This is a genomic window from Streptomyces sp. WAC05374, assembly GCF_004353505.1.
GTDB lineage: Bacteria > Actinomycetota > Actinomycetes > Streptomycetales > Streptomycetaceae > Streptomyces.
The window spans coordinates 130,495-153,219 of the sequence record NZ_SMNQ01000006.1; the positions used below are offsets into that span (position 1 = coordinate 130,495).

General features: G+C 72.5%; 19 protein-coding genes. 11 read left to right on the top strand and 8 right to left on the bottom strand.

The window, feature by feature from the left end:
- Positions 1–31: 31 nt before the first annotated feature.
- The 6 genes from E2B92_RS14740 to E2B92_RS14765 all read left to right on the top strand — a co-directional run bounded on the left by E2B92_RS14740 (position 32) and on the right by E2B92_RS14765 (position 8,182).
- Entirely contained in the window at positions 32–3,157 is a 3,126-nt protein-coding gene (locus E2B92_RS14740) for a lantibiotic dehydratase (protein ID WP_235023817.1), read from the top strand.
- Positions 3,150–4,994, top strand: coding sequence for an ABC transporter ATP-binding protein (locus tag E2B92_RS14745; RefSeq protein WP_235023818.1), 1,845 nt, complete (start codon positions 3,150–3,152; stop codon positions 4,992–4,994). The genes E2B92_RS14740 and E2B92_RS14745 overlap by 8 nt, the downstream gene beginning before the upstream one ends.
- Positions 4,995–5,132: 138 nt before the next feature.
- Positions 5,133–6,143 carry an LLM class flavin-dependent oxidoreductase gene (locus E2B92_RS14750; protein ID WP_235023819.1) on the top strand — a complete coding sequence of 337 codons (1,011 nt, stop codon included), beginning with the start codon at positions 5,133–5,135 and terminating at the stop codon, positions 6,141–6,143.
- 11 nt (positions 6,144–6,154) lie between these two features.
- Positions 6,155–6,553, top strand: a complete 399-nt coding sequence (locus tag E2B92_RS14755; RefSeq protein ID WP_133087554.1) for a hypothetical protein — start codon at positions 6,155–6,157, stop codon at positions 6,551–6,553.
- Positions 6,554–6,707: 154 nt separating this feature from the next.
- Entirely contained in the window at positions 6,708–7,397 is a 690-nt protein-coding gene (locus E2B92_RS14760) for a response regulator (protein ID WP_126889212.1), read from the top strand.
- 44 nt (positions 7,398–7,441) lie between these two features.
- Positions 7,442–8,182 carry a class I SAM-dependent methyltransferase gene (locus E2B92_RS14765; RefSeq protein WP_126889213.1) on the top strand — a complete coding sequence of 247 codons (741 nt, stop codon included), beginning with the start codon at positions 7,442–7,444 and terminating at the stop codon, positions 8,180–8,182.
- Here the strand turns inward: E2B92_RS14765 and E2B92_RS14770 are convergent.
- Positions 8,128–9,366, bottom strand: a complete 1,239-nt coding sequence (locus E2B92_RS14770) for a sensor histidine kinase (protein WP_133087555.1) — start codon at positions 9,364–9,366, stop codon at positions 8,128–8,130. The genes E2B92_RS14765 and E2B92_RS14770 overlap by 55 nt on opposite strands.
- Before the next feature lie 179 nt (positions 9,367–9,545).
- Between E2B92_RS14770 and E2B92_RS14775 the strand changes: the two genes are divergently transcribed.
- From E2B92_RS14775 to E2B92_RS14785, 3 genes are all read left to right on the top strand, one after another.
- Positions 9,546–10,538, top strand: coding sequence for a pirin family protein (locus E2B92_RS14775; RefSeq protein ID WP_126889215.1), 993 nt, complete (start codon positions 9,546–9,548; stop codon positions 10,536–10,538).
- 318 nt (positions 10,539–10,856) lie between these two features.
- On the top strand, positions 10,857–11,894 hold the full coding sequence (locus E2B92_RS14780; RefSeq protein ID WP_126889216.1) for an AI-2E family transporter: 1,038 nt from the start codon (positions 10,857–10,859) through the stop codon (positions 11,892–11,894).
- A 95-nt stretch (positions 11,895–11,989) separates the two neighbouring features.
- Positions 11,990–12,799 (top strand): class I SAM-dependent methyltransferase, encoded by an 810-nt coding sequence (locus E2B92_RS14785; protein ID WP_126889217.1) that lies wholly within the window; start codon positions 11,990–11,992, stop codon positions 12,797–12,799.
- 153 nt (positions 12,800–12,952) lie between these two features.
- Here E2B92_RS14785 and E2B92_RS14790 read toward each other — a convergent pair whose 3' ends face one another.
- Positions 12,953–15,046, bottom strand: a complete 2,094-nt coding sequence (locus E2B92_RS14790; RefSeq protein WP_126887662.1) for a SpoIIE family protein phosphatase — start codon at positions 15,044–15,046, stop codon at positions 12,953–12,955.
- 131 nt (positions 15,047–15,177) lie between these two features.
- Between E2B92_RS14790 and aspS the strand changes: the two genes are divergently transcribed.
- Positions 15,178–16,944, top strand: coding sequence for an aspartate--tRNA ligase (gene aspS, locus E2B92_RS14795; protein WP_126887663.1), 1,767 nt, complete (start codon positions 15,178–15,180; stop codon positions 16,942–16,944).
- A gap of 109 nt (positions 16,945–17,053) precedes the next feature.
- Here aspS and E2B92_RS14800 read toward each other — a convergent pair whose 3' ends face one another.
- From E2B92_RS14800 to E2B92_RS14825, 5 genes are all read right to left on the bottom strand, one after another.
- A complete protein-coding gene (locus E2B92_RS14800; RefSeq protein ID WP_126887664.1) occupies positions 17,054–17,944 on the bottom strand; it encodes a hypothetical protein in 891 nt (296 codons plus the stop codon).
- A gap of 35 nt (positions 17,945–17,979) precedes the next feature.
- Positions 17,980–18,561 (bottom strand): DUF6932 family protein, encoded by a 582-nt coding sequence (locus tag E2B92_RS14805; RefSeq protein ID WP_126887665.1) that lies wholly within the window; start codon positions 18,559–18,561, stop codon positions 17,980–17,982.
- 103 nt (positions 18,562–18,664) lie between these two features.
- Complete coding sequence (locus tag E2B92_RS14810) at positions 18,665–19,531, bottom strand: helix-turn-helix domain-containing protein (protein ID WP_126887666.1); 867 nt, start codon at positions 19,529–19,531, stop codon at positions 18,665–18,667.
- Between the two features lie 494 nt (positions 19,532–20,025).
- The gene (locus tag E2B92_RS14820) at positions 20,026–20,586 is read right to left on the bottom strand and encodes a hypothetical protein (protein ID WP_126887667.1); all 561 of its coding nucleotides are present in this window, start codon (positions 20,584–20,586) and stop codon (positions 20,026–20,028) included.
- An 83-nt stretch (positions 20,587–20,669) separates the two neighbouring features.
- Entirely contained in the window at positions 20,670–21,791 is a 1,122-nt protein-coding gene (locus E2B92_RS14825) for an alkene reductase (protein WP_126887668.1), read from the bottom strand.
- Positions 21,792–21,857: 66 nt separating this feature from the next.
- On the opposite strand from E2B92_RS14825, the gene E2B92_RS14830 reads away from it, so the two are divergent.
- Entirely contained in the window at positions 21,858–22,241 is a 384-nt protein-coding gene (locus E2B92_RS14830; RefSeq protein ID WP_126887669.1) for a MerR family transcriptional regulator, read from the top strand.
- Positions 22,242–22,362: 121 nt separating this feature from the next.
- On the opposite strand, the gene E2B92_RS14835 is transcribed toward E2B92_RS14830, so the two are convergent.
- On the bottom strand, positions 22,363–22,710 hold the full coding sequence (locus E2B92_RS14835; RefSeq protein ID WP_126887670.1) for a hypothetical protein: 348 nt from the start codon (positions 22,708–22,710) through the stop codon (positions 22,363–22,365).
- Between the last annotated feature and the right edge of the window lie 15 nt (positions 22,711–22,725).

Consider the following 22,725-nt stretch of genomic DNA (forward strand, 5'->3'; position numbering starts at 1 on the left):
CCCCGCCCCCCCCGCCCCCGCCCCCGTCCCCGTGATCAGCGAAGGACTCCCCATCAACGCCATGCCCCGGTACGCCGCCCTCGACTTCCACCTCCTGCGGGCACCGGCCCTTCCGGTGGCCGCCTGGCGCGCCGCCCTCGACACCCCCGACGGGCCCCTGCGGGCGCCGGCCGACGACGAGCGGGTGCGCCATGGACTGGTGGCGGCCGGCAGCGGGCTGCTCGACGGGCTCGCCAAGCTGGACGGGGACACCGGCGCCGACGAGCGCAGCAGACGGCGGGTCTTCTCCCGCGCCCTGCGCTACCTGACCCGGATGAGCACCCGGCCCACCCCGTTCGGGGCGTTCTCCGGGGTGGCCGTCGGCGAGTTCGGCGACGTCACGACCGCGTCCCTGGCCGGCACGGCGGTCGCCGCCGCCCGCGTACGGGCCGACATGGGCTGGCTCCTCGCCCTGATCAAGCGGGTGGAGTCCGAGCCGGAGAACCTGGTCCGGCTGAACGTCACCATGAACGCCATGGCCCACCAGGTCGGCGACCGGCTGGTGCTGCCGTCGTCGGACGTCCACGGCAAGGCGGACCGCCGCTCGGTCCGGGTGCGCGCCACGGCCGCGCTCGACCACGTGCGGCGCCTGGCCGAGGTGCCCGTGCCGTTCGCCCGCGTGGTGGCCGAGCTGAACGAACGCTTCCCCACGGCGGGCGAGGAGCGCACCACCGCCTTCGTCACCGAACTCGTCGGTCTGGGCATCCTCGTCACGGACCTGCGCCCCGCCGTCACCGACCCGCGCCCCGAGGAGCACGTGCTCGGGCGCCTCGTCGCCGCCGGCCTCCCGGAGCGCACCACCGGTCCGCTGCGCGAGGTCGTGGAGCTGACCGGCCGGGCGACCGCCGGGGACACCGGCACACTGCAGCGGCTGCGCGACACCCAGCGTGCCCTGGTCCCCGACTACAAGGCCCAGCCGTTCCAGGTCGACTCCCGTCTCGGAACGACCGGGACCCGGATCGGGGCGCAGGTCGCCGACGAGGTCGCCGAGGCGGTCGGATGCCTGGCCCGGCTGAGCGCGGCCGGCCCGGACGGCCACGAGCACCTCGTGCCGTACCACCAGGCGTTCCTGGAGCGGTACGGCTCCGACGCCCTCGTCCCCGTACTCGAACTCCTCGGCCCCGAGCGGGGTCTGGACGCGCCCAACGGCTACCTGAACCCGCCGCGCGCCATGGTGATGCCCCAGCCGGGCGGCAGCGGGTCCGAGCACACCGCGCGGGCGCTCGTGGCGCTCGCGGCCGACGCCTGGCACCGGGGCGCGGAGGAGGTCGAGCTGACCGACGCCGTGCTGGAGCGGCTGCTGCCGCCCGACGCGGACGCCACCGGCTCCCGGCCGGACTGCCCGGCCGTCGACGCGTACGTACAGATCGAGGCGGCCGGTCCCCGGGCCATCGACGAGGGCCGCTGGCGGGCGGTCCTCAACAGCGACGGGCTCGGCGAGGGCGGGCGCACCTTCGGGCGGTTCTTCCACCTCTTCGACGCCTCCCTCACCGAACGGCTCCGCGCCTACGCCCGCGCCCGGGAGGCCCTGGAGCCGGACGCCGTGTTCGCCGAGCTGTCGTACGTGCCCGCCCACGGGCGCGGCGCCAACGTGGCGATCCGGCCGGCCGTGCACGACTACGAGATCCCGGTCAACGTCACCCCCTCGGTGGCGCCGGAGCACGTCGTCGACCTGGCGGACGTCCACGTCGGCGCCACCGACGACGGGCTGCGGCTGTACTCGGCCCGGCTCGGCCGCGAACTGGTCGTCGTGCAGAACCACATGCTCAGCCCGCTCGGCGCGCCGAACGTGTGCCGGTTCCTGCTGGAGGTGTCCCGGGCCCGCCACCGCGTCCCCACCGGGTTCGGCTGGGGCCCCGTGGAAGGCGCGCCCCGCCTGCCCCGCGTCGTACGCGGCCGGGTCGTGCTGCGGGCGGCCGAGTGGACGCTGCACCCCGCGCAGGGCGACGTGCCGCGCACGGCCGCCGACGTGGCCGCGTGGCGCGAGCGGTGGAACGTGCCGCGCCACGTGTACCTGGCCGACGACGACAACCGGCTGCTGCTGGACCTGGAGCACCCGGCGTGCGTCGCCGAGCTGCTCACCGACCTGCGCGCCGCCACGGAGGCGGTGACCCTCCAGGAGGCGCTGCCCGGGCCGGCCGACGACGGGCTGTGGCTGCGGGACGCGCAGGGGCGGGGGTACCTGTCGGAGGTGGTGATCCCGCTGCTGGCCGGGAACACCCCCGCGGGCGCCCCGGCGGCGGACGTCGCCCGCCGGGCCGACCCGGCCGCGCACGTCAGCCACCTGCCCGGGTCCGCCTGGTCGTACCTCAAGCTGTACGCGGCCCGGGACCTGCACGACGAGATCGCCGCCACCGAACTCCCCGTCCTGGTCCGGGACGTGCGCGGGGCGGTGGAGCTCGACCGGTGGTTCTACATCCGGTACGCCGATCCCGACCCGCACCTGCGGATCAGGGTCAGGACCCGGTCCGCCGGCCAGTCCGGCACGGCGGCGCACACGCTGCTGGTGTGGGGCGAGTCCCTGGTGCGGCGCGGGCTGGCGTCCCGGCTCGAACTGGCCACCTACCAGCCGGAGATCAGCCGGTACGGCGGCCCGGCCGCGTACGACGCCGTCGAGCGGCTCTTCGAGGCCAACAGCGAGGTGAGCACCGGCCTGCTGCGGCTGGTGTGGGACGGGGAACTGGACCCGGAGGCGGTCACCGTCGCCGCCGTGGACGCCCTGTACGCCCAGTGGGGCCTCGACGTCCGGGAGCGGCTGGCGGCCATGCCCCGGCCCGCCGAGGACCGGGAGGCGCGCGAGCGCTACCGCAAGGACCGGGACTACCTGTGCGAGCTGCTGGCCCCGTGGGACCGCCGCCCGCACGTGCTCGGGCGCGCGCACCACGAGCGGCTGGCCGGCGTCCTGGACCGGCAGGCCGGCGCGGTACGCCGGGCCGCCCGCGCGGTCGCCGGCGCCGAGGCGGCGGGCACGCTGTGGGGGTCGCGCGACATGATCCTGGCGAGCCTCGCGCACATGCAGGTCAACCGGCTGCTGCCGATGGACCGGCCCGCCGAGAACCGCTGCTACCTGGTGTGGGGCCATGTGCTCAACTGCCTGCGGGGGAGGCCCCGTGACTGAGGCGGACACGGCCGCGGACCCCGCGGTCGAGGAGAACCGGCGCCTGTCGAGGGACCTGCGCTACTGGTGGCTGGCGCTGCGCACGTTCTGGGGTCTGAGCCCGGCACGGGTGGGGGCCTTCGCGGTGCTGACCCTGCTGACCGCCGCCGTGCCGGCCGGCGGGATCTGGCTGACCGCCGACGCCGTCCAGGCGGTCGCCGACGCCTTCACCGGCGTACCGGGGGCCATGGACCGGCTGACCCGCGCCGGGACCGGGCTGGTCGCACTCGCGGTGGCCGAGCACGTGGTGTCGTCCTGCGCGCAGTACCTCAACACCCTGCTCCAGCTCGAGTTCTCGGCCAAGATCGGCGAGCGCGTCATGGTCAAGGGCACCAGGATGGACCTGAGCGCCTACGAGGACCCCGAGTCGTACGACCGGTTGCAGCGCGCCCTGCGCGAGAGCGGCAGCGGGACGGCGTTCGAGGTCTTCGACGAGATGATGCGGACGCTCACCTCGCTGGCGTCCCTCGTCATGGTCAGCTCGGTGCTGTTCGCCTGGAACCCCTGGCTGGCCCTGGCGATCCTGCTGGCGCCGCTGCCCGCGCTCGCCGCGCACATCGTCTTCAGCAAGCAGGGCTACGCCATCGAGTACCACCGCGCCCAGGACCGGCGGCGCGCCTTCTACTACCAGGATCTGACGACGACGGACTCCTCGTACAAGGAGGTGAAGCTGTACCAGCTCGGTCCGTACTTCGTGGACCGGTACCGCGAGCTGGTGCGGGGCTTCTTCCGGGTGGACCGCTCGCTGGCCCGCCGCCGGCACGCCTGGTCGGCGGCGCTCGGGCTCGTCAGCGTGCTCGCCTCCTCCGGGGCGCTGGTCTTCGCGCTGCGCTCCACCACGTCCACGGGCCGGGTCGGTGAGCTGGCCGGGTACCTCCAGGCGCTGGGGGCGGTGCACGCGGCGGCGTCGGGGCTGCTGCTGGGGGTGGCGACGCTGTACCAGAACACGCTGTTCACCGGGAACCTCTTCGACTACCTCTCGCTGCCGGAGGGGCGGATCACGGGCGGGACGCGGCCGTTCCCCCGGCGGCTCGCGCACGGCATCGAGTTCCGCGACGTCACCTTCCGCTACCCGGGCACGGAGAAGGCCGCCCTCGAGAACTTCAGTTGCTTCGTCCCGGCCAACACCTGCTGCGCCATCGTCGGGCGGAACGGCGCCGGCAAGAGCACCATCGTCAAGCTCCTCTCCCGCCTGTACGAGCCGACGAGCGGGCACATCCTCGTCGACGGCGTGCCGATCGAGGAGTACGACACCACCGACCTGCAGCGGAACATCGGCGTCGTCTTCCAGGACTTCATCCGCTACGAACTGCCCGTACGGCACAACATCGGCTTCGGGCGCGTGGAGCACCTCGACGACACCGCCCGCATCCGGGCCGCCGCCGAGTCCAGTGGCGCGGCCGCCTTCGTGGAGCGCTTCGACGAGGCGTACGACACCACGCTGGGACGGCACTTCGAGGGCGGGCAGCAGCTCTCCGGCGGGCAGTGGCAGAAGGTCGCCCTCGCCCGTGCCTTCCTGCGCGACGCGCCGGTCGCGGTCCTCGACGAGCCGGCCGCCGCCCTCGACCCGGAGGCGGAGGCGGACCTCTTCGGGCGCCTGCGCACCATCTGCCGGCAGGCCACGTCGCTGGTCGTCTCGCACCGGTTCTCCACGGTGCGCGTCGCCGACAAGATCCTCGTGATGGACGGGGGCTCCCTCATCGAGGAGGGCACCCACGACGAACTGCTGGCCCGCGACGGCACGTACGCCCGCCTCTTCCGCCTCCAGGCCGACGCCTACCTGCCCACCCCCTCCTGACGCCCCCGCCCCGCACGACGCCCCCGACCCGCACGACGCCCCCGCCCCCATGACGCACAGCACACCCCATGACGTACGCCCATGACGACGACCACGGAAAGCCCAGTGCCGAAGCCTCCTCCCCCTCCCCTGTCCCTGATGTATCCCCTGATGGCGTACGACATGGAGCACGTGGCCGCCTTCGCCACGACCGTGCGCGACCTGGGCATGCGGCGCCTGTTCATGGGCCAGTCGGTGCTCGTCGACACCCACCAGGCGTTCGCCCACCTCGCGGGGCGCGGGATCACGGTGCCCGTGGGCACGAGCGTGTCCCTCACCGCGCTGCGCCACCCCCTGGACGCCGCCGTCCAGGCACGGTCGCTGGCCCTGCTCACCGGCACCGACGTGGTGGCCGGATTCGGCACCGGCGACCCCGAGTTCGTCACCGCGCTGCGCGGCGAGCCCTATGAGAGCCCGCGCACCGCGGTGACCGAGTACCTGACGGTGGTCCGGCACCTGCTGGACGGCGAGCCGGTGGAGTTCCGCGGCCGGTACGTCGGCCTCGACGAGGCGCTGCTCCCCGTGCCCCACCCGCCCGTGTCGCTCGGCGTGGGCGTGCTGCGGCCGCGCATGGCGTACACCGCCGGACAGGTCGCCGACGTGGCCATCACGCTGCTGACGCCCGCCGGCTACCTCCGCGACCAGGTGGTGCCCGCGCTGGAGCGGGGCGCCCGGTCACGGGAGCGGACCGCGCCCCGCGTGACGACCATCGTGCCGTGCGCGGTGCGCCGGCCCGGCCGGGACGCCAGGAAGCTGGCGTTCGCCGCGCACGAAGTGCACCTGGGCGGCGAGCACTACGCGGCCATGCTGCGCACGGCGGGCCTGGACGTGGACGCCGCGGACCCGTGGGCGGGGGCGGGCGCGCTCGTCGACGGCGGGGTGTTCTGCTACGGCACACCCGAGGAGGTGGCGGACCAACTGACCGGTTACGGTGAGGCGGGGGCGACGGATGTCGCACTGAGCTGTGCGGGGGTCCTGCTCACCGAAGGCGTGGAGGCGGCGCTCGCCGACGTGCGGGACATCGTGGACGCGGTGCGGGCCCGCTCGGCCGAGCCCTTGGACGGTCCGGCGCACGACCGGCGCCGGACGGCATCCCTTCGTTCTAGCTGAGGAGCGGTCGCGTGTTGTTGTTGCTGGAATTCGCCCTGCACTGCCTGATGGACCTGGCCCTGTGGCTGTTCGGCAGGACCTTCGACAAGACGGTCGCCGCCCGGCGCGTCGCGTCCTTCCGGCGGGGGGAGGGGGCCGTGCTGCGGTGCCGTTACCGCGTACGCGCCGAGGGCCCCGGGGCCATGCGCCGGGGGCGGCTGACCCTGACGCGGGCGGGCGCCGTGCTGGACCGTACCGGCGCCGAGAGCCTGCGCCTGACCTCGCCCGGCGACGTCGCCACGGGCGGCGGCCGGGGCGGCACGACCGTCGTCTGCGAGGCGGCGGGCGCGGGGGAGGTCGAGCTGCTCGTACCGACCTGGGACCCGGCGCTGGTGAAGCTGATCACCGACACCATGGCGGCGCGCGTCTGACCCGACCCGCCCTCGCACGCCACCCGCCCCCGCATCCGGCCCGGCTCGCCCCCGGGTCTGCCCCAACTCGGCCTGGAATCAGGCCGTCCGGCACGATTGATATGTTGATCACCGCTAAGCGGCCGAACGGGGAGGCCGCTCGCAAGGGGGCGTGATGATCCGCGTATTGATTGTCGACGACGAAATCCTGCTGCGGTCGTGCATGCAGCGGATTCTGGAGAGCGAGCCGGACATCGAGGTCCCCGCCGCCTGCGACGGGCGGGGCGCGGTCGACGCGGTGGAGGCCCACCGGCCGGACGTGGTGCTGCTGGACCTGCGCATGCCGGACGTCGACGGCCTGTCCGTACTGGCCGCCCTCCGCTCCCGCTCCCCGCGGCCGGCGGTCGCCGTCCTGACGACCTTCTCGGCCGACGAGGACATCGCGGCGGCCCTGGGCGCCGGCGCCTCGGGCTTCCTGCTCAAGGACGCCACCCCGCACGAACTGGCCGACGCCGTAAGGGTCCTGGCCTCCGGCGGCACGGTGCTGTCGTCCGCGGCCGCCCGGGTCGTGGTCGGCGGCTACCTGGAGCGCGGTCCGCAGCCGGCGCCCCGCGACCCGCGCCTGGACAGCCTCACCGAGCGGGAGCACCAGGTGCTCGAACTGCTCGCCGAAGGACTGACCAACGCCGACATCGGACGCCGGCTGCTGATGAGCCCGTCCACGACCAAGGAGCACGTCAGCGCGATCCTGGCCAAGCTCGGCCTGGCCAATCGCGTCCAGGCGGCGGTGCTGGCACACAGCCTCGCGGCCGCCGCCCCCTCTTTCCCCTCATCCCGTCCACTGGCCGTCGCCGCGTCCCACTGAGGCCGCCGGGCCGGCGGGCGGCCCGACCCTCCGTGGAGACACCCATGACCCTCGGTAACGCGCTGTACGACCGGAAACTGGCGAGCGTGTACGACCGGATGTACCCGATCGACCACGACACGGCCCTGGCGGTGGACTTCATCGCCGGCCTGGCGCCGGCGGGCGGCCGGATACTGGAAGTCGGCATCGGTACGGGCCGGATCGCCGTACCGCTCGCCGAGCGCGGCTTCCGCGTGCACGGCATCGACGGCTCGGAGGCGATGCTGGCCGAGCTGCGCAAGCGCGACCCGCACGGCGCGGTCACCACCGTCCTGGGCGACTTCACCGAGGAGGGCACGGGCCTGACGTTCGACGTCGTGACCCTGGTGCTCAACACCTTCTTCGTCGCGGTCACCAAGGAGCAGCAGCTCGGCTGCCTGCGGCGGGTGCGCGAACAGCTCGCCCAGGGCGGCCGGTTCGTCCTGGAGGCGTTCGACCCGGCCCCGTACCACTGCATGGACAAGCCGGATTTCTCCATGCGCCACCTCGACGAGGGCGCCATCATGCTGGACACCCTCACCGTGGACCGCTCGCAGCAGCTCATGCTGGGGACGCACACCATCATCGACGGGGGGCCGCCGGAGACCCGGGAGCACGTGCTGCGCTACGCCTTCCCCTTCGAGATCGACCTGCTGGCCGAGCTGTCGGGACTGCGGCTCACGGACCGCTTCGAGGACTGGACGGGCACCCCCTACACGGCCTCCAGCCTCCGGCACGTGTCGGTGTACGAGCGCGACGACGCCTGACGCGCCGCCGGGGCGGGCGTGAGCGGCAGTACGGCGCGGACGAGGAAGCCGCCGTCCCCGGTCGGTCCGGCCTCCAGTTGGCCGCCGGCCAGGGCGGTGCGCTCCTTCAGCCCGCGCAGCCCGAACCCGCTCGAGGGGACGTCGGCAGGCGGGGCGGTGGCCGGGCCGTTGCACACCTCGACCACGAGGGCGTCGCGCCGGTCCGACGGGCCCACCGCGACGGTGACCGGCGCGCCGGGCGCGTGCTTGCGTACGTTGGTGAGGGCTTCCTGCACGGTGCGGTAGGCGGCCCGCTCGACGGCGGCCGCGCAGTGCGCGCCCGGGTCCGGCAGGGTGAGGTCCAGGGTGGCGCCCAGCCGGCTGTCCTCGACCAGCGCGGGCAGGTCGGCCAGCCGGGCGTGGCCCGGGTCGTCCTCCCCGGGGGCCGCGCCCCGGCCGCGGAGCACGCCGACGACGTCGCGCAGTTCCCGCATGGCGTCGGCGCCGTGGCGGCGTATCGACTCGGCGTCCTCCCGGACGGAGTCGTCGGGCGCGGTGGCCCACAGGGCGCCGGCCTGGGCCGCGATGATGCCCAGGTGGTAGGAGACGGTGTCGTGCATCTCCCGCGCCATGCGGGCGCGTTCGCGTGCCACGGCCTGCTCGGCCTCCAGGCGGCGCCCGCGCTCCTGGCTCTCGGTGAGTTCGGCGAGCCGGGCGCGCAGCTCGGACCGGGTGCGGGCGAGCAGGCCCAGGCCGGTGGGCCCGATGCTGAACATCAGCGCGATCTGGACGGTGATGAGGTGGTCGGACCAGGTCATGTCCGGTTCCGCGGACACCCCGCACCACATGGCCGCCGCGAAGACCGCCGCCGCGCAGCCGAACACGGCGGGGCGGCGGGACAGCTCGGCCGCCACGGTGAACATGGCGATCATGGGTGCCAGCCAGAGGTGGCCGGTGGCCATGGACGGCAGGGTCGCGAGCAGCACCAGCACGGGGAACCGGCGGCGCAGGAGGAGCCCGACCAGCGCGGGCGGGCAGACGGCGGCGGACGCGGCGTCCAGCGACCCGGCCAGGGTGAGCAGCTCCAGGGAGGCGGCCGCCGCGATCGCCCCGTCTGTGCCCGCCACCCGGACCGTGGGGCGCCGCCGCGTGCGGGCCGGCGGGGGCAGGGAGGGGCGCGCGGGGTGGGACACGGTCTTCCTCACTGATCGCTACTCGATCGCTGCGACGTCGCACCAGTATCACCGAGCGCCTCAGGGGTACTGCGTGAGGGTGCCGCGCGGGAATGCGCGGTCGGCGGGCCGCGTTCCAGTGGCAGAAAGTTAAGTGTTCAACTAATCTGGTGGTGTGCCGCCCGGAGGGGCGGCCCCGAGGAGGACCCGCCATGCCTGCCGTAACCGTCGAGAACCCGCTCACCCTGCCGCGCGTCGACGCGCCGGCGGGAGCCGTGCCGCGCCCGGTGCTGGCGGTGACCACCGCACCCAGCGGCTTCGAGGGGGAGGGCTTCCCGGTGCGCCGCGCCTTCGCCGGGATCAATTACCGCTACCTCGACCCGTTCATCATGATGGACCAGATGGGCGAGGTGGAGTACGGGGTCGGGGAGGCCAAGGGAACGCCCTGGCACCCCCACCGCGGCTTCGAGACCGTCACCTACCTGATCGACGGAACCTTCGTCCACCAGGACAGCAACGGCGGCGGCGGCACCATCCGCAACGGCGACACCCAGTGGATGACCGCGGGGTCCGGCCTCCTGCACATCGAGGCCCCGCCGGAGAACCTCGTCATGTCCGGCGGCCTGTTCCACGGGCTCCAGCTCTGGGTGAACCTGCCCGCCAAGGACAAGATGATGGACCCCCGCTACCAGGACATCCGCGGCGGCCAGGTCCAGCTCCTCACCTCCCCCGACGGCGGCGCGCTGCTGCGCGTCATCGCCGGTGAGCTGGAGGGGCACGAGGGCCCCGGCATCACCCACACGCCGATCACCATGATCCACGCGACCCTGCGTCCCGGCGCCCAGGTCACGCTCCCCTGGCGGCCGGACTTCAACGGCCTCGCGTACGTGCTCGCCGGGCGCGGCACCGTCGGCACCGAGCGGCGGCCCGTCCACATGGGGCAGACGGCCGTCTTCGGCGACGGCGGCTCGCTGACCGTCCGCGCCGACGACAAGCAGGACGGTCACACCCCGGACCTGGAGATCATCCTCCTGGGCGGCCAACCGATCCGGGAACCGATGGCGCACTACGGTCCGTTCGTCATGAACACCCGCGAGGAGCTCCAGCAGGCGTTCGACGACTTCCAGGCCGGCCGGCTCGGCCGCATCCCCGCCGTCCACGGCATGCAGGACGGCACGGGCCGGGAGATCACCCCGGACGCGTGACGTCCGCCGGCGCGGTGCCGGCCGGGCGCCCGTGGCGGTCCGGGGCGGGTGACGCCCCGAGGCGGGGCGGGTGACCGGTCCGGGGCGGGCCTCCGTGGTGGTCCGGGGCGGGTGACGCCCCGGGCGCGGTGCCGGCCCGGCGCCCGTGGCGGTGCGGGCCTCCGTGGCCGGCCGGCGGCCGCAGGCCCGCCTCCGTGGCCGGCCGGCCGACGGCGGTGACGTCCAGGGGCCCGGCGTGGGCTGACGGGGTGTCATCCCCGCTCACCCGGCCGGGCCCCTCCACGGGCGGACCCGGGAGGCACGTGGTGCCGTGGAACGGTGCACACGCTCCCCGAGCCCGTCCGCCGTGTCGCCGCGTGGTGCGTGGTCGTCCTGCTCGTGACCGGCGTGGCGGCCGTCGGCGTCTGGCTGTGCGTGACGTTCCAGACGGCCGTCACGCCCGTCCTGCTCGCCCTGCTCGGCACCGCGCTGCTCCGGCCGCTGTACCTGCGGCTCGTCGCCATGAAGGTCCAGCGGTCCCTGGCCGCCGGGCTGACCTGCGCGGCCGTCGTCGCCGTCTTCGGCGGGGCCACCTACATCGTGGTCGCCGCGCTCATCGACACCGGCGACCAGATCCTCATCTCCTTGCGCCGCGCCGCGACCGACCTCACACGGCACCTCGGCGCCGCCGGCACCTCGCTGGACGACCTCGCCACCAACGCCAGGAGCCTCCTGGGCAAGTTCGGCGGCACCGCCGCGTCCGGCGTCATCAGCGGGCTGAGCGTCGTCGGCGAGGTGATCGCCATGGCCGTCCTGGCCCTGCTGCTCGTCTTCTTCTTCCTCCGCGACGCCGGCCGCGCCCTGCACGCCCTGCGCTCCATGGTCCCCGCGGGCGGCGCCGACCCCGTCGAGGCCATGGCCCGCCGGGCCTACGGGGCGGTGGAGGGCTTCATGCGCGGGACGACGCTCATCGCCCTGATCGACGCCCTCCTCATCACCGCCGGCCTGCTCATCCTGCGCGTCCCCAACGCGGTGGGCCTGGGCGCGCTGGTCTTCGTCGGCGCGTACATCCCGTACCTCGGCGCGTTCATCTCCGGCGCCGTGGCGGTTCTCGTGGCGCTCGCCGAGCGGGGCGTCGCCATCGCGCTGTGGGCGGTCGGCGTCGTCCTCGCCGTACAGCTCATCGAGGGACACGTCCTCCAGCCGGTGATCCAGAGCCGTACGGTCCAGATGCACCCCGCCGTCGTCATGATCGCCATCACCGCCGGGGCGTCCGTCGCCGGCATCCTCGGCATGCTGCTCGCGGTGCCGCTCACCGCCGCCGCGTTCGGCGTGATCGGCGAGCTGCGCCGGCTGTACGCGGCCGACGGCACCTGAGCGGTGGTACGCGAACCGTGTCCACGCGGCCGTCCCGGCCGTACCGGGCTAGCATCCGCGACAGGGGGCAGCCCGGGGGGCGCACGGAGGCCGTCATGGAGCACCAGACACCACGACCCGACCCACGCCTGCTGAGGAACCGGTCCCGGCTCGGCCACAAGGTCCGGTACGCGCTGACGCACCCCCAGCGGGTGGTGCCCCACCTGCGCCGCGCCGCACGCAACGCCCTGCTGCGCCTCCGGCACGGCAGCGACCACGTGGCGTACTACCGGGCGGTCATGGCGTCCGACACCGCCCGCAGCCCGGAGGCGGCGGTGGGCGGCCGGCCCTCGCACGCCCGCTGGCTGGCCGTCGGGCAGATGCAGTACGACTACCTCGTCGAGCACGGGCTGCGCCCCGAGGACCGGATGCTGGAGATCGGCTGCGGCAACCTCCGCGCGGGCTGGCGGTTCATCGAGCACCTGGAAACCGGCCACTACTACGGCATCGACATCTCGCCCGACATCCTCATCGAGGCCAAGAAGACCGTCGTGCGGTACGGGCTCCAGCGGAAGCTGCCGTATCTGACCCCGGTCGACAATCTGAGGCTGGACTTCCTGCCCGACGACTGGTTCACCGTGGTCCACGCGCACAGCGTGTTCTCCCACTCGCCCCTGGAGATCATCGACGAGTGCCTGGCGCACGTCGGGCGGGTGCTTGCGCCCGGCGGCTTCTTCGACTTCACCTTCGACCGCACCGAGGGCCGTGAGCACCAGGTGCTGGGCGAGGACTTCTACTACCGCACGGAGACGCTGGTGCGGCTGGCGGAGAAGCACGGGCTGACCGCCCACTTCATGGACGACTGGGAGCGGCTGCCGCACGGCCAGTCCAAGCTCCGCCTCCGCCACGCACCGACCCCCGCCTGACCGACCGGCCCCCGGACCCCGCCCGCCGAGCGACCGACGCCCGACACCGGCCCCCAGCCACCCAGCACCTCCACCCGGCAGCCCCCAACCACCCAGCACCCCCCACCCAGCACCCCCCACCCAGCACCCCCCACCCAGCCCCCACCCCACCCGCTACAGCGCGAGCTCCCCGTCCCCGTCCCGCTCCTCGTGCAGCACGAACCAGATCGACTTGCCCTCGCCGCGCGGGTCCACGCCCCACTCGTGCGCCAGCATCTCCATCAGGATCAGCCCGCGCCCGGACGACGCCATCTCGCCCGGCCGCCGCCGGTGCGGCAGCTCGTCGCTGGCGTCCGCGACCTCCACGCGCAGCCGCCGCTTGCCGTGGTCACCGCTCGCCTCCGCCACCAGCAGCGCGTCCCCGTCCGTGTGGACGAGCACGTTCGTCACCATCTCGGAGACCATCAGGACCGCCGAGTCGACCTGCTCCGGGTCCGCCCAGTCGTGCAGCAGTTCCCGCAGGTGCTGCCGGGCCGCCGCGATCCGCTCCGGCTCCGCCTGGGCGACCGTCATCGCCGTACGCCGGGCCGCCGCCGTCCGCAGCGGCGCACCGGTCCGCGACAGCAGCAGCACCGCGATGTCGTCCTCGCGGCGGTCGGCCAGCCGGCCGGTGGTGTGGTGGGAGCCCGGCCCGTGCACGGCCTGGACCAGGCTGTCGGCCAGCACCTCCAGCGACTCGTCCTCGGCGTCGTGCAGCTCCAGCAGCGTCCGGATGCGGGCCCAGCCGGTCTCCAGGTCGTGCCCGCCGGTCTCCAGGAGCCCGTCGGTGCAGATCATCAGGGTCTCGCCGGGCTCCAGGGTGAGCCGGGTCGTCGGGTAGTCGGTGTCCGGGACGATCCCCAGCGGCAGGCCGCCCGCCGTCGGCCGCAGCATCACCGTCCCGTCGGCCATCCGGATCGCCGGGTCGGGGTGGCCCGCCCGGGCGATGTCGAGCGTTCCGGTGGCCGGGTCCACCTCCAGGTACAGGCAGGTCGCGAACCTTCCCCCGTGGTCACCCTCGGCCCCGTCCGTGATCCCGTACAGGAACCGGGAGGCCCGGGACAGCACCGCGTCGGGGCGGTGGCCCTCCGAGGCGTAGGCGCGCAGCGCGATCCGGAGCTGCCCCATCAGCCCGGCCGCCCGCACGTCGTGCCCCTGGACGTCGCCGATCACGAAGGCGATGCGCCCGGCGGGGAGCTGGATCATGTCGTACCAGTCACCGCCGACCTGGAGTCCGCCGCCGGTCGGGACGTACCGCGCGGCCACCTCCATGCCGGGGATGGCGGGCCCCAGGACCGGCATCATCGTGCGCTGGAGGCCCAGCGACAGCTCACGCTCCGACTCGGCGACCCCCGCGCGGGCCAGCGCCTGTGCCAGCATCCGGGCCACCGTCGTCAGGACGGACCGCTCGTCGGGCGTGAACGACACCGGGTAGGTGAACGCCGCCATCCAGGCGCCCATCGTGCGCCCCGCGACGATCAGCGGCAGGAACGCCCACGACTCCCTGCCGAAGCGCTGTGCCAGAGGCCAGGTCGCCGGATAGCGGGCCCGGTACTCCTCCGGCGACGGCAGATAGATCGCCCGCCCGGTCCGCACCACCTCCGCCGCCGGATAGTCCGTTTCCAGCGGCATCTCGGAGAACGGGGCGTCGTCGCCCGGGTTGTGCCCGTGGTGGCCGATGATCGTCAGCCGGTCGCCCGAGATGCCGAAGACCGCGAGCCCGTCCGGGGAGAAGCCGGGCATCGACAGCGAGGCGGCCACCCGCAGCACCTCGGCCGTCGACCGTGCCTCGGCCAGCGCCCGCCCCGCGTCCAGCAGGAACGCCTCGCGCGAACGGCGCCAGTCACCCGTGACGGGTGTGCGGGCGGCGGTGCCGGGCTGCGGTTCGGCGACCTCCTGGAGGGTGCCGACGAGCTGGTAGTCGTTCTTGTCGACGAACGGCTTCGACCGGCTGCGCACGGTACGGATCACCCGGCCGTTCTCGTCCATGATCCGCAGGCGGGCCTCGGCGAGGGTGCCCTCCGCCACGGCGAGGTTCACGATCCCGTCGATCTCGTTCCAGTCGACGGGATGAAAACGGGAGCGCACGGCCGCCTCGGTCAGTTCGGCAGGCTCGGCGGGCAGCCCGAGCAGCCGGGCCGCCTCCGCGTCGAGGGTGACGATCCCGGATGCGTTGTCCCAGCGCCACAGGCCGGTCGCGATGGCGGCCAGGACGTCCTCGGTGCGCATTGCCCCACTCTAAGAAGACGACCGGATCAGCCGCCACCGAGCTGCGCCCGGCGATCATGCGGCGACCGGTACCCTGGGTGAAGTTTCACGTGAAACACAGACCCCGATCCGCGAAGACTGGATGAACGACGATGCATCGGTACAGGTCCCACACCTGCGGCGAGCTCCGCGCCTCTGACGTCGGCAGCGACGTCCGGCTGAGTGGCTGGCTGCACAATCGGCGCGACCTGGGCGGCATCCTCTTCATCGATCTGCGCGACCACTACGGCATCACGCAGCTCGTCGCCCGTCCCGGCACCGCCGCGTACGAGGCGCTCGACAAGCAGACCAAGGAGTCGGTCGTCCGGGTCGACGGCAAGGTCGTCTCGCGCGGTGCCGAGAACATCAACGCCGACCTCCCGACCGGTGAGATCGAGGTCGAGGTCGCCGAGGTCGAGGTCCTGGGTGCCTCCGCCCCGCTGCCGTTCACGATCAACGCGGACGACGGCGTCAACGAGGAGCGGCGCCTGGAGTACCGCTTCCTCGACCTGCGCCGCGAGCGCATGCACCGCAACATCATGCTGCGTACGGCGGTCATCTCCGCGATCCGCCACAAGATGACGGCCCTCGGCTTCAACGAGATGGCGACCCCGATCCTCACCGCGACCTCCCCCGAGGGCGCCCGTGACTTCGTCGTCCCCTCCCGCCTGAACCCGGGCAAGTTCTACGCCCTGCCGCAGGCCCCGCAGCAGTTCAAGCAGCTCCTGATGATCTCCGGCTTCGACCGGTACTTCCAGATCGCCCCCTGCTTCCGCGACGAGGACGCCCGCGCCGACCGCTCGCCGGGCGAGTTCTACCAGCTCGACGTCGAGATGAGCTTCGTCGAGCAGGAGGACGTCTTCCAGCCGATCGAGCAGCTCATGACCGAGCTGTTCGAGGAGTTCGGCGGCGGCCGCCACGTCACCTCGCCGTTCCCGCGCATCCCGTTCCGTGAGGCGATGCTGAAGTACGGCTCCGACAAGCCGGACCTGCGCGCCCAGCTCGAACTGGTCGACGTCACCGACGTCTTCGAGGGCTCCGAGTTCAAGGCCTTCGCCGGCAAGCACGTCCGCGCCCTGCCGGTGCCGAACACGGGCGACCAGCCGCGCAAGTTCTTCGACGGCCTGGGCGACTTCGCGGTCGAGCACGGCGCCAAGGGCCTGGCCTGGGTGCGCGTGGGCGAGAACAACGCCCTCACCGGCCCGATCGCCAAGTTCCTCACCGAGGAGAACGTCAAGGTCCTCACCGAGCGCCTCGGCCTGGAGCCGGGCCACGCCCTCTTCTTCGGCGCGGGCGACTTCGACGAGGTCTCCAAGATCATGGGCGCGGTCCGCGTCGAGGCCGCCAAGCGGGCCGGCCACTTCGAGGAGGGCGTCTTCCGCTTCTGCTGGATCGTCGACTTCCCGATGTACGAGAAGGACGAGGAGACCGGCAAGATCGACTTCTCGCACAACCCCTTCTCGATGCCGCAGGGCGGCCTGGAGGCCCTGGAGACCCAGGACCCGCTGGACATCCTCGGCTGGCAGTACGACATCGTCTGCAACGGCGTCGAGCTGTCGTCCGGTGCCATCCGGAACCACGAGCCGGACATCATGTTCAAGGCCTTCGAGATCGCGGGCTACGACCGTGAGACCGTCGAGCGCGAGTTCTCCGGCATGCTCAAGGCGTTCCAGTACGGCGCCCCGCCGCACGGCGGCATCGCCCCGGGCGTCGACCGCATCGTGATGCTCCTCGCCGACGAGCCCAACATCCGCGAGACGATCGCCTTCCCGCTCAACGGCAACGCCCAGGACCTGATGATGGGCGCCCCGACGGAGCTGGAAGAGGCCCGCCTCAAGGAGCTCAACATCGCGCTCCGCAAGCCGGTCGCGGACAAGTAGTCACCCGCCGCTTCACGCAGGGCCCGGGATCCTCGGATCCCGGGCCCTTTCAGTTCTCCGTCCGGAGCGGGGCCCGGCCCCGTGCGCGGCCTCACCCACGCTGGGTTCCCTACCCTTCGACGTGCAGCGCGATCTGCTCCGCCGCCTGGCCGAGATACGTGAACTCGGTGGACCGGGCGATGCCCACGGCGTCCAGTCGTTGCCGGAAGCGAACGCGGAAATGGACGTTGTCTCCGAGCCCCGGGCGCATGCGGACCAGTTCCTCCGGGTCCTCGAAACGGACGTCATAGGCATGCGCGTTCTTGGCGGCCCCGGCTTTCACCTTCACCCAGCCGCTTTCACGGAGCTCGGTGATGCGCCCGGAGATCGTGATCTCCTGATCCCGGTCACGCGTCTGCCGAAGGCGCTCCACATAGTGCCTGCCACGCTCGGACAGTCTCGCCCGGCGTGTCCCACCGTCGGCGTCGTACCACGTCAGGCCGAGGTCGAGCCGGTACTTGCCAAGGGCCCGGGACAGCGAGTCGACGGCGTCGAAAAGCCTGGCCCACTCACGGACGTCGCTCTCGCTCTCGAGGGCGCGCAGCAGTTCGGTGAGCGTGCTGATGCCCGTGCTCGCCGCTGATGTGGCAGGAGCGTCGAGCGTGCCTGGCGCGCCGCCGGTGCGGCTGGTTACCGGCCGGGCGTGGATGACCGTGCTGCCTGCGGAGATGCCGGTGACTTCCAGTTGCACCGGTGTCCCGGCGGCCGTCGAGACAGCGGCCTCGACCGGGTGCAGGAGCGCGTGTCCCCACTGGAAGCGGAGCGCACCGCCGTCGGTGTCCGGGCCGGTCAGACGGAGCCGGAGTTCCTCGTCGAGGCGGGCGTGCGGGCTGTACTCGCGTACCGCCGCGAGGCGACTCGACCGGTGATCGGCCTCGATCGCGTCGTCGTCCCTGTCCTCCGTGCCCAACTCGTTCAGAAGCCGCGCCGCATTGCTCTCCGCCGCCGGGTCGTCCCTCACGAGTGCGCGTCTGTCCTCGCGCCAGCTATCCCCGGTCACAGTCGCACCTCCAGGTAACCGCGTGCCGGGGCGGCACTGCGTTCGGACGGTGAGCGGTCCTCCTGGTCAGGCAGCCTGCAACGCTGCCACCAGTCGTCCCACACACCTCTTTCTGTGAAGTATGTCCGCTCTTCGGGTATGAAGCGTTCCGGCTCGAAGACGCGGGCAACACGTCGGTACCCGATGCGGACCGGGGAGACACCGTACTTCTCCCGCATCCTGTCGCGGCTCTGGAAGGCGGTGGTCAACCATTTGGAGCCGGGGTGGCCGCGTACGGCACGCTCGGCGTCGGTGTCGATCAGAAGGGTGGTGTCGATGTTGCGCGGATCGAGCTTCGTACTGACGAAACTGCCGCCCAGCCATACCCGGTGAATGAGGGGGGTGCCGTCCAGAAGGCTCGCATAGGTGTCCTCAAGCGTGAGGAAGACGTCGAGATAATCGATCAGCCCGTCCCAGAGGGTCTGGCGCGTTGGGGAATCCCGGAACTGCGGTGCGCTGACCAGCATCGACTCCGCGTCGCTGAGCGAGACCGAGTGTCGGCCCAGGGGGAGGAATCCGTTGACGGCGAAGGTGGGCACATGCGGTCCTGTCTTCTGCGGGACGACGTCTTCGGCAAGGCCAGGAGGGCAGTACGTGTCATCCTGCCGCCACTTCTCTGGCGGCGTGGACGCTTTCGAGGAGTTACCGCTCGGGGGCACAGACGGCGCACGTCCCCGGCTCCGGGCCCCGGAAGGCGCGGTCGCAGGCGTCGCAGTTCTGGAGCGGATGTCTGACGGCCGAGCCCGAACCCCTGTCCGGTGCGCGGAAGGGCGGCAGGGGCGGGAGCTGGGCGGACAGGCGGTGGGCCAGCAGGGCCGCCGGGCGGGTGAGCGGCTCCGGTGGCAGACCTGCGGTCAGAGCGCGCTGGACCGCCTCGGGAGGAAGGTCCCGCTCGAGCCACGCGGCGACGCCCGGGACGAGGTGCTCGGCGTCGGTCGCGGAGAGCAGAAGGCGGGAATCCTCACCGCGCAGGCCGGCGAGGACCTCCAGGGCGGTACGGAGGAGGTCCGGGGCGGGGTACGCGGGCTGCGGTACGGCGGGCAGCGCCCGGCGGCGGGCCGGCTTGTCGGCGCTGCGCCGGGGCCGGGGCTCCGGCTCCTCCGTGGCTCCGGACCGGCCGGGCCGGTTGCAGGACACCGTGCGGGTGACGATGAGGCCCCCGTCGGTGCGCACGCGGGTACGGCGCAGATAGCCGTGGACCTCCAGTTCGCGCAGGGCGCCCGCGATCCGGCTCCTCCCCTCGGGGAAGCGGCCGGCGAGGGTCTCGATGTCGACCAGGGCGCCGCTGGGGAGCGACTGGATGTGGACGGCCAGCCCGATCGCGAGGAGCGACAGCTCGGCGTGCTGGGCGAGGTGGTTGCCGATCACCGTGAAGCGGCTGGTGTGGCGGGAGTTGTCATGGATGACGCCGCCGCGCTGCACGCCTCTGCGGGTCCCCCGGGAAGGGTGGTTTTTCCCGCCGGTACGGGACCGGGCGTACGGGCGCACGCTACTGTTCTGGGTATCCATCGGGAAGCTCTTCTCTTCCTTGATGGTCAGGCCCCCGCACTGGGATTAGCGGTCCCGGCGGGGGCCGACGCATGTCAGCGGTGAGGTGGTGTCTCGCGCTGAGCGTAGATCAAGCAACCCGTCCCAAAGCCAGCCGAGTTGGTGTTTTTCACCCGCGTGAGTGAGCGGCCCCCTGAGGGGGAGGAGGGGTGGGGTTCGGCCCGGTTTCTTTCTCTCTCATCGTGTCTTGGAAGACCCGCGGCCCCACCGGCCTCCGGAAATCCGGCTCCCGGTGACTGCGGCATTTCCGCAGCTCAGACCGGCGCGAGGTCCACCTCTAGAGTCCGACCGCCTGGACGGCGCCGCCATCCTGGAGAGCGGTAAGGCATCGTCCGGGCCCGGACTCCTCGTGAGTCGATGGCCCCCAGCTCACTTTCACGCCGGGGGCGTGGGCCGGCTTCCTGTCGTACGCCTCGCGCACCTGAGTACGGGTTCGGCGTCGGCGAGGCATGTGGTCAGTCCCATGCGTCGAGGATGTGCGCGCACGTCCGGAAGCACTCCTTGATCGACTCAGGAGTTGTCGAAGGCGGCATCAGCACACCAGGGAGGTACGCCACGCGCCACATGCGGAAGACGTCCCGGACGGCAGTCGGGTGACCGGCTCCGGCCAGGGCGGCCGCGATGTCGATGACCGCGACGATGAGCGGCACGAGGTCTTCCGGGTGGCGGTGAGGGGTTCTCTGCGCGGCCGCTCCCACGAGCGCGTGCATGAGTTTCACGAGTTGGATGTCGGCTCCGGCGCGGAGCATTCTCCGTACGCTCTCGGGCTGTTCGAGGTGTGGTGAGTACGCTTCGACGCCACCGGACCACAGCAGCAGCGAGGCCGCGGTGATGTCGTGATCGCGGTGCCAGCCCAGGTCGTCGACGATGCGCATGGTGTCGGGAGGGAAGCCGCCGATGTCCTGCACGGTGGCCAGGATGCGGTGCAACTCGTCGCGGTGGCGGGCGGTGAAGTCACTCACCGAGACGGTCGAGAGAGGTCGGCCGCCCGCGTCGACGACCGAACCGATCTCCACGATGCCCCCCAGCGGCCCGAAGACTTCCCGCCCGAGCTTTTCGGTTCTCCCATGCCCTTGTGCCACTCCACCTGCTTACCGGATCAGGCCGTGGCCGTCATGCCCGCTTTGGTGAGCGAGGGGTAGTCGGTGTACCCCGCCTCGCCGCCGGCGTACATCCAGCCCTCGTCCCGGAGCGGGTTGAGCGGCGCGCCGGTCCGCAGCCGCTCGACCAGGTCGGGGTTGGACATGAAGGCCCGGCCGAGCGCGATCAGGTCGGCACCGGCGGCCAGCAGCCGCTCGCCCGCCTGCCTGCCCCCGTCGGCGGGGAGCGGACCGCCCCACCCCAGCGCCGGGTTGGCGACCAGCGTGCCGGACCACCGCTTGCGGAGGTCCTGCCACAAGGCGTCGTCCGGGTCGGCGAACACGGTGTGCAGGTAGGCGAGACCGACGTCCGCCAGAGCGTCGACGAGCGTCCGGTAGATCTCCCCGGTCTCGCCCTCCTCGATGCCGTTGACGGTGTTCCCCGGGGAGATCCGCAGGCCCACCCGCTCGGGACCGATGGCGGCGGCGACCGCTCGGACCACCTCCACCGCGAACCGGATACGGCCGGCCACCGAGCCTCCGTAGCCGTCGGCGCGGTGGTTGGTGTTCCGCGCCATGAACTGGTGCAGGAGGTGACCGTTGGCGGCGTGCACCTCCACCCCGGCGAAACCGGCGTCGACGGCGTTGCGGGCGGCGGTGGCGAAATCGGCCACGGTGGAACGGATGTCGTCGACCGACATCTCCCTGGGCACCACGGCCTCCTTGCGCCCGCCCGGGGTGTGGATCGTCTCCGGCAGCGGTACCGGCGACGGCGCGACCGGCACCAGCCCGCTGCTGTCCGGGTGCCCGACCCGGCCACCGTGCTGGAGCTGGAGGAACATCCGCCCGCCCGCCGCGCGCACCGCCTCGGTGACGCGCCGCCACCCGGCCACCTGCGCGTCACTGTGGATGGCGGGGATGTTCGGGTACGTCTGGCCCACGGCATTGGGCGTGGTCGCCTCGGCGATGATCAGCCCAGCCGACGCGCGCTGCGCGTAATACGTCGCCATGACCGGCTGTGGCACCCCGTCGGCCCCCGCCCGGTTGCGGGTCAGCGGGGCCATGACGAGTCGGTTGGGCAGGACCAGTGAGCCGAGGCGGGCGGGCTGGAAAAGGCGGGAGGTCTCCGGTGCGTTCGTCATGCCGGTACGGTAGGAGTTGACATCAGTGTCAGGTTCAAGTCGCTTCCCGGGAGCCGGAGGTGCGCCATGCGGATCGGTGAACTCTCCCGCCGCACGGGCGTGAGTGAACGGTCGCTGCGCTACTACGAGACCCAGGGCCTCCTCACCGCCGAGCGCACCCCGGGCGGCCAGCGCGTCTACGGCGACTGGGCCGTCGACCGCGTCATCCGCATCCAGGCCCTCTACGCGGCGGGCCTGCACAGCAAGCGGATCGCCCAGCTCCTCCCCTGCATGCGCGACACGGACGGCGGCCCCTCCGGGATCGCCACGCCCCGCCTGGTCGCCGACCTCACCACGGAGCGCGACCGTATCGACCGCATGATCACCGACCTGATCCGCTCACGGGACGTCCTGGACGAGGCGATCGCCACGGCGTCGAGCGAGCCGCTCCGCACCCCTGCGCGGAACTGACTGTCGTCCGCTGCAGCCCAGTCCGTTGTGCCCTCCACCCGGAGCCGGTCGAACCCGCGTTACGGCATGTCAGCTCGTTCCCCTCCGCCACCATTCTTCGATCACGGGACGCTTCGACGACTCAGTCGAATGTGCGTACCACAATCCAGTACTCATCATCTTCCTCCGTGACGGCGAGGAGCCGACGCCCGTCCAAGGACAGGGCCACCAACTCCGGAGAACCGGTCACAGATGCGACGCGCGAAGGCAGCGGCTCAGAGGAAACATCCATGACGCGGACCCAGCCCACCGAAGTGCCGCCGCCGCCCGGGGGAATGATGTGGAATTCTTTTGATGTGTCCATAAGTTTGGCCTCTACGGCCACTGCCTGCCACCGGTCACCGAGGCGCTCTTTCGAGTCGGGGGGCGAATTGGGGACCCTCTCCGTCGGTGTGACGTCGATGCCGGTTGCGGCGTAGACAGCGGTCATGACCGACGGGAGGGA